7 protein-coding genes are annotated in these 7,207 nt (G+C 67.4%); 6 read left to right on the forward strand and 1 reads right to left on the reverse strand.

The features are described 5' to 3' along the window. Nucleotides 1–1,131 precede the first annotated feature (1,131 nt). The 4 genes from D7X74_RS43300 (at nucleotide 1,132) to D7X74_RS37075 (ending at nucleotide 4,866) form a co-directional block, all read left to right on the forward strand. Nucleotides 1,132–1,905 carry a glycoside hydrolase family 25 protein gene (locus D7X74_RS43300; RefSeq protein WP_158622349.1) on the forward strand — a complete coding sequence of 258 codons (774 nt, stop codon included), beginning with the start codon at nucleotides 1,132–1,134 and terminating at the stop codon, nucleotides 1,903–1,905. Between the two features lie 185 nt (nucleotides 1,906–2,090). Continuing rightward, nucleotides 2,091–2,738, forward strand: a complete 648-nt coding sequence (locus D7X74_RS37065; protein ID WP_120537703.1) for a hypothetical protein — start codon at nucleotides 2,091–2,093, stop codon at nucleotides 2,736–2,738. A gap of 73 nt (nucleotides 2,739–2,811) precedes the next feature. Beyond that, on the forward strand, nucleotides 2,812–3,615 hold the full coding sequence (locus tag D7X74_RS37070) for a hypothetical protein (RefSeq protein ID WP_120537704.1): 804 nt from the start codon (nucleotides 2,812–2,814) through the stop codon (nucleotides 3,613–3,615). 12 nt (nucleotides 3,616–3,627) lie between these two features. Next, complete coding sequence (locus tag D7X74_RS37075; RefSeq protein ID WP_233602418.1) at nucleotides 3,628–4,866, forward strand: PKD domain-containing protein; 1,239 nt, start codon at nucleotides 3,628–3,630, stop codon at nucleotides 4,864–4,866. A 35-nt stretch (nucleotides 4,867–4,901) separates the two neighbouring features. On the opposite strand, the gene D7X74_RS37080 is transcribed toward D7X74_RS37075, so the two are convergent. After that, the gene (locus tag D7X74_RS37080; protein WP_120537705.1) at nucleotides 4,902–5,645 is read right to left on the reverse strand and encodes an SDR family oxidoreductase; all 744 of its coding nucleotides are present in this window, start codon (nucleotides 5,643–5,645) and stop codon (nucleotides 4,902–4,904) included. 185 nt (nucleotides 5,646–5,830) lie between these two features. Between D7X74_RS37080 and D7X74_RS37085 the strand changes: the two genes are divergently transcribed. Together D7X74_RS37085 and D7X74_RS37090 are read left to right on the forward strand one after the other, a co-directional pair. Beyond that, on the forward strand, nucleotides 5,831–6,736 hold the full coding sequence (locus D7X74_RS37085; protein WP_120537706.1) for an AraC family transcriptional regulator: 906 nt from the start codon (nucleotides 5,831–5,833) through the stop codon (nucleotides 6,734–6,736). A gap of 182 nt (nucleotides 6,737–6,918) precedes the next feature. Continuing rightward, nucleotides 6,919–7,207, forward strand: a 289-nt coding sequence (locus D7X74_RS37090) for an FIST N-terminal domain-containing protein (RefSeq protein WP_304984945.1), incomplete at its 3' end; no start/stop codon positions are given.

A 7,207-nucleotide genomic window follows, 5' to 3' on the forward strand; every position in this document is an offset into this window, starting at 1 on the left:
ACTGTCGCCGCCGCCCTCAACAACCGGCCCCGCAGGACTCTTGGATGGAAGACACCTTCCGAGGCGCTGAACACTCATCTACGCTCACTTCAACCAGGAGGCGTTGCGACGACCGCTTGAATCCACCCAACGCGCGTCACGCCCTGCTCGACCTGCCCCTGCTCCTCCGGGGTGAGCGTCCCATCGGACAGTGTGTTCAACGTTGAGAGTCGGCGCGGTTCCTCGCGGTGCGCGATTGGCTGCTGGCGCGAGGAACCGCAGGTGAGTCAATAGCACAGATAATTGTCGCTCCAGGCGTTGGGATCACCCGGCTCATTGACCTGGATGCAGCGCTTGCCCTGGATCGGTCCGAGGTAGGACCCCTGGAAATCCAGGTGGCTGGCTTCGGGCACGCAGAGATAGTTCACGAGCCCATGATTGATGTCCGAGCACAGGTGGTTGTCCCCCCAACTGTGGGGATCCGACGGCTCGTTCAGGCTCGTGCAGTACTGCTTCCCGGCGATTGGAAGGCAAACGACAGGGGTTGATTTGATTTCATGTCTCTCTCTCCTGCGACGCTGGGGGTTTGAAGCTGGGCGGGCTGCGGTGATTGTCTGTGTCGACAGGTGCTCGTAGTACACCCCGCATGCCAGGCAGGTATGCAGGCGTGCTCACCCAGGGACGAGGGCACTTCCTCCGAGGGAATCGGCCTGGATGGGAGCAGCCCAGTTCCGTGGACACCCGAGATGCGATGGAAGGAGCACGGGATGTCCGCGAACAAGGCGAATCAGAAGAAGCCCAGGACGCCGCACCGTGAGTTCTCGGCAAGTTCTCGCCGAGAAACCCTTCCCGGCAACCCCCGTCGGCAACTTCTTGCCAGGAAGACCTGGAGCCCGTGGGAGGGCCCGCTCACGCCACGATGACCGTGACGCTCACCGGAGCCCTTGCACGAGGAGGAGGCATGCCTTCTGCAGATCCTTGTCTCGTCATCGACACTGGACGCATGAAGCATCCATGCCTTCTTCGACATGCGAGAGACACATGCTGAAAAATCAGAAGAGGGGGCTTGAAGTCGGTCATCTCCTTGCTGCGGTTCGGCGCCTCGGCGAGCGGGGTGCGGCTGGGCGACGTCGGCTTTGCGTGCGGATCTGGATGAGCACCCTGGGCCTCGTGGCCTGCAACTTCCAGAGGGTTCCCCCTCCCAAGCCCCTCGAAGTGCCGGCTCCCACAGCGGAGGCGAAGGCTCCCGAGGCTTTCGCCGCCGCGCCGGTCGCGGAGGCCGTGAAGGGCCAGAAGTCGAAGGTCTGGCTGCAGGGCATCGACATCTCCCGCTATCAGTTGACCGTGAACTGGGACGACCTCAAGTCCAAGGCCGACTTTGTCTTCGTGAAGGCAACGGAGTCCACGAACCTGAGGGACTCGCGCTTCACGACGCACTGGAGCGGGGCCCGGAAGGCGGGGCTTCCTCGCGGGGCCTACCACTTCTTCCATCCCAAGGAGGACGTGGACAAGCAGGTGGCGAACTTCACGAAGCGCCTGAAGCCCGACCCCGGTGAGCTTCCCCCGGTGGTGGATGTGGAGGCGTTCAAGAACGAGTACGACGGCTTCACGTGCGTGCAACTCGCGGGGATGCTCCAGCGCTTCTCCGAGGGCGTGGAGAAGGAGCTCGGATGCAAGCCGATGATCTACACGAACCACGTGACGTGGAGCACCAACTTCTGTGACCACCCCTACTTCGTGGACTCTCCGCTCTGGCTCGCCGCGTACACGAACCAGACCGAGCCCAGGCTCCCCAAGGGGTGGAAGCGCTGGCACTTCTGGCAATACACGGAGAGCGGCAAGGTGGCCGGCATCGACGGGCAGGTTGACCAGAACTACTTCAATGGCACCTCAGAAGAGCTGAAGGCCCTCTTCGTCACGAAGTAATCCTATCTTTGTAGTGAGGGCGGGACCGCACAGTGCAATTGCGTCGCGCACAACCCTCATCTCCAAGACGCTGGATTCGGCACATGCCGAGGCGGGTCGAGGCGCCGCATGGGCTTGGTGCCGAGAGGGTGCTCGCCTACGCTCGGCGGATGGGGTTGTTCGGACTGAAGCGGGTGGGGTGAGTCATGTTGCGAGTCGTGTCCCTCGCATTGCTGCTGCTGGGTGGCGCGGCCTGCCAGCGCGCATTGACGCCAGAGGAGGATCGCGCGCGGGCGCTCGACATCGTGCGGGCCCGCGCGAGCGTCGCCGAGCGTGAGGGTTGCCCCGCGGAGGTCGTCCCCGAGCGCCAGGCGAAGTCCGGGGACTTCAGCACCTACTGCGACAAGCGGCTCTCCTGGTGCGCGCATCAGTGCTTCGAGTCGGATGTCACGGCCTGCTACGGCCTCGCCATCGTCCTCCAGGAGGACAAGAGAACCGCTGAATGGGCGGAGCCGCTCTTCTACCGCTCCTGCGCCCTGGGCCTGATGTCAGGCTGTACGAACCGGGCCGCGGGGCTTCAGATCCTGCCACAACCCGACGACACGGTGTTGGCGTGTACCGCGCGCACCTACGAGAAGACGTGCTCACGTGGGGACCCGTGGGGATGCTCCATGCACGGCCTCGATCTCGTCCAGGGCAAGAGCCTGGCGCGGGACCTGAAGAAGGCGCGCAACGTGCTGGGGCGCTCCTGCAAATTCGGGCCGGAGGACCCCGCGTGTCAGGCCGCGCGGAAACTGCTGTCCCAACTCGATGCGTACGAGAAGCAACAGGGGCAGCAGCCGGACCCGAAGTGAGCGAACCGACAGCTGGACAGGGCTCCGGATGCGGTAGCCTCCGGCCTCCCCCGACGTCCGCTGGAGCACTTCCATGGGCCATGGTCCGCGCACCGTCTTCCTGTCGTTGAGCCTGTTCCTCGCGCTGTGGGCCCCAGCCGCCCGCGCGGATGGCCTCTCCGTCATCCCCTACGGTGACAACTGCTGGGGCACCGGCACGGACGCGGACCGGGACGGCCTCAACGACGACTGTGAATACCAGCTCGCGAAGTGGTTCATGCCCCTGTTCTGGTTCGACAGCGGTGAGAGCGGCATGGGCCGCCGGCCCTACTACGCCGTCAAGAGCGAGGCCTTCGCCACGCGCACCGTGCGCATCTTCTATCTGGACACGTTCTTCGATGACACCGGTGTCACCACCGGGCACGACGGCGACCCTGAGTTCCAGATTTTCGAGGTGCACTTCTCCGGTGGGCGCTGGTACCTCGACTGGGCCTACCTGTCCGCCCACCGCAAGAGTTCGTGCGACTCCTCCGCGTGGTACGCGGCCGACCAGCTCGAGTATGACTTGAGCGATTCACGCAATGGCTATCGCGGATGGCCGGTCCTCTACATGGCCGAGGACAAACACGCCTCCTACAACACCCTGGCCGTGTGCGACCGGGGCTGCTTCCTCCAGGACTACTGCAGCCGCACCACCGCCCAGTACCTGGACCCCACCGCGAACAAGCTCGCCGCGCGCAACGTAGGCTCCACCGCCGTGCCCCTCATCAACGCTGTCCTCCTCAACGGGAAGACGGAGCGGCTGCTCGACGACGTGGCGTTCACCGGCTGGGATGATCAGTGGTATCGCCCCAACTCCGAAGGCTACCGGCGCCACCTCAACGACTTCGGCTTCTGAGTTCGCGCGCCCATGCACACCGGACGTGGTGGACACACCCGCGCCCTCCTGTTCGCAGGAGGGCTCCTGGTCATCGCCATGGCCTGGGTGCTGGCCAGGAATGACCCGGCATCCCCCACGCCCGCCCCGCCGCGCGTCGTCGTGACGGAGCCCGCGCGGCAGGGGGAGGCCGCCGCGCGCCCCGGCCTTCCCGCACAGCCATGGCCCGCTGCCACGGAGGTCCCGCCCGCCGCGACCGGTGAGGCCCTCTCCGCCGCCCTGACCGAGGAGCGCGTGGTGCTGGCGTCGAGCGCCGTCATCGAGGGACTCGACGCGGACCGCCCGTGGGTCTGCGCGGGCGAGCTGCTGACGCTGTCCGCGCGAGTGGGAGGCACTCCCGAGCCAGGCGTTGTCCCGCGCTGGGTGTGGCCGGGGCTGGAGACCGGGGCGGAGCTGCATCCCGGCGCACGCCTCGCGTGGCGTGCCCCCGCGACCGCGGGCCGGTACTTCGTCCGCTTCCAGCTCTGCAAGGACCTGGGAGGCCGCCGCGTCGGTGTGCTGGCCGAGCAGGTCGCTGGCATCGACGTGCGCGCCTGTGGCACGGGGGAGGGGCAGGCGCACCTGCTTCGCATCGAAGTCACCCAGCGCGGCCCTACCACCTTCGACCTCCGCGCGGTGTCTCCTGCTCCCGTCGCCGCGTACACCTGGGACTTCGGTGACGGAAGCTCCACCGTGACGACGGTGCCTGAAGCCACGCATGTCTTCGCGCCTCCCGCGCCGGGGGGGCAGGACGTCCGGGTCCATGCCGTGCGGCTGACCACCGAAGGAGGGCAGGGCGCGACGGCGTTCGTGCAGGTCCGCGCGCAGCCCCCGCCTGAGGGTGCTCCTGCGGCGAGCTTGAAGTTGGAACGGGTGGCCGCGCGCTCCGCGAACGACGGCTGGAGGAGCCAGCTCCAGGTGGACGTGCCCGAAGACACCCACGTCGTCTGGGAGCGCGTGGAGCGCCTCACCGTGAGCTGGGACGACCAGGTGGGCACCCGCACCTACGCATGGCGGGAGCTCATCACCGTGAAGGAGGACCTGGGCCGAGGGGGCTTCCGGGGTGACGTCACCGTGCCCGCGGGCGACGTGCGGTCGGAGGTGAAGCAGGTCCTCGACACCCTCCACGGCCGCGATGCGATGGGTCAGGAGGTGTCGTTGTCCTGGGCGTCCTTCAAGGCGGAGCCCCCGCGCCCGTCATCGGTGTCGCCGGAGCGGCCCCTTCCGAAGTAGCCGCCTTGCGCGTCCTCGTTGAGCTTTGAGCCTGCTCACGCCGACCGAGCCAGTGCGACCGCGTCGGGGCCTGCGGGAAAACGGAGCTTCTCCGACGTGTCGTTCGCGGCGTGCCAGACCGCTTCAGCCACGTCGGACTCGCGCGTCACCGCGGCGGGCTGCCCGAAGGAGGCGAAGATGCGCTGTGCGAAAGGCGCATATGCCTCGGGGAACAGCCCTTCCATGCGGGGGCTTCCGTTGCTCGTGAAGCGGGTGCTCGGGCAGTAGCCCGGCTCGACAAGCTTCACGCGCAGGTTGAAGGCTTCGAGCTCGAACGCGAGCGACGCCGTGAATCCTTCGATGGCCACCTTGCTCGCGGTGTACACGGCCACCAGTGGCATCGGCGCCAGCGTCGCGCTGGACGTCACGTTCACAATCACTCCCGACTTGCGTGCGCGAAACCGGGGCAGCACGGCCTGCGTCATCGCCATCACACCGAAGACGTTGGTCTCGAACACGTCACGCACCGTGGCCATCGGCGTGGCCTCGAAGGCCCCCATGAGCCCGATGCCCGCGTTGTTGACGAGCACGTCGATGGGCCCGCTCGCCTCCAGCGCCGCCGCGATGCTCTCGGGCTTCGTCACGTCGAGCGGCACCACGCGCAGCCGGTCCGAACGAGGGAGGACGTCCTCGCGTGGCGTTCGCATGGTCGCGACCACGTTCCAACCCTGTGCGTGAAAGTGGCGCGCGGTCTCGAGTCCGTAGCCGGAGGAGCAACCCGTGATGAGCACCGTCTTCATGACCTCCCTCCCGCGTTGAGCCTGCCGCCGACAGGCACTTCGTCCTGCGTCGCCCGGAATCCGTACGTTGCCTTCATGTCGACTCCCTTGCCGCGATTCGCGCGGCGTCGATGGTCCCAAGGTACTTGCGGCCGGCAGGACTCTCCACCACGCGGGGTCCATATTTCTTTTGCTAGAGTCCAGCCATGGCCGACCCGCTCTCGGAAGTCATCGCCTTGCTTCAGCCACGAGCCGTCTTCTCGAAAGGCATCAGCGGAGCGGGCCGCTGGGGCGTTCGCTACTCGGACTTTGGCCAGCCGAGCTTCTGTGCCGTGCTCGAGGGGCGCTGCCGACTCGCTGTCGACGGTCAGCCCGCCCTCACGCTCGTGGCGGGCGATTTCGTACTCCTGCCGGCGACGCCGGGCTTCACCCTGTCCGGCTTTGATCCGGTGACACCCGCGCGCATCGACCCCAAGGTGACGCCCTCTCCGAAGGGTGAGGTGCGTCACGGCACGCGTGGCGGCCCTCCCGACGTGCGCCTGCTCGGCGGTTACTTCGTCTTCGACTCGCCGGACGCGGCCCTGATGGTGTCGTTGCTCCCGGCCCTGGTGCACGTGCGCGGCGTGGAGCGGCTCTCGATGCTGGTGCGACTCGTCGGCGACGAGACGGGCGAGCAGCGCTCGGGCCGCGACCTCGTGCTCACGCGTCTCGTGGAGCTACTGCTCATCGAGGCGCTGCGGTCGACGTCGAGCGACGACGCGCCTCCCGGGCTCCTGCGCGGTCTGGCCGATGCGCGGCTCGCACCGGCGATACGGCAGATGCACGGTCACCTCGCGCGTCCGTGGACGGTGGCGCAGCTCGCGAAGAGCGCGGCGCTCTCGCGCTCGGCATTCTTCGATCGCTTTACGCGCACCGTGGGGCTGCCCCCGATGGAGTACCTGCTGGACTGGCGGATGGCCGTGGCGAGGGGGCTGCTTCGCCGCCGGGAGCTCGCCATCGCGGAGGTCGCCGAGCGCGTCGGGTACAGCTCGGCGAGCACCTTCAGTACGGCGTTCAGCCGACACGTGGGCCAGTCTCCGGGCCGCTATGCGCGGGCAAGCCAGGCGGCATAGCGCGCCCCGGAGCCTGCTTCACCGGCAAGACCCACCCCAGGGGCGTCGCCCCCACGGGCGGCGGCAACCGTTCGTTCCTCACAGGCCAGTCGAACAGGCGCTGCCATCCTGGTGGGCGAGGCGCGAACGAAGCCGTCGACTCCTGCGAGCGCGTTCACCCGTGCATAACGATTCTGGAGTCCATGCGGATCCACATTGGAAAGAGCAGCTCGCCGGATTGTGAAGCTGCCTCTCGGGAAGCGAGCCAACAGGCGCTGCGGGGGGCGGACGCCCCCGCCTTCGCGCTCGTCCTGTGCACGGACCAGTACGACGCGGGGCGCTTCGCGGCCGCGGTCCGGAGGGAACTGGGAGACATTCCCTGGGCCGGATGCTGCGCAGCGGGCGTCTTCGCGGGAACCGAGCTGTTGCTCCAGGGCATGGTGGTCGCGCTCTTCTGCGGGAAGGACTTCCGTGTCGGGGTGGGAATGGGCG

The organism is Corallococcus sp. CA047B (assembly GCF_003612065.1).
In the GTDB taxonomy this organism is placed as follows: domain Bacteria; phylum Myxococcota; class Myxococcia; order Myxococcales; family Myxococcaceae; genus Corallococcus; species Corallococcus praedator.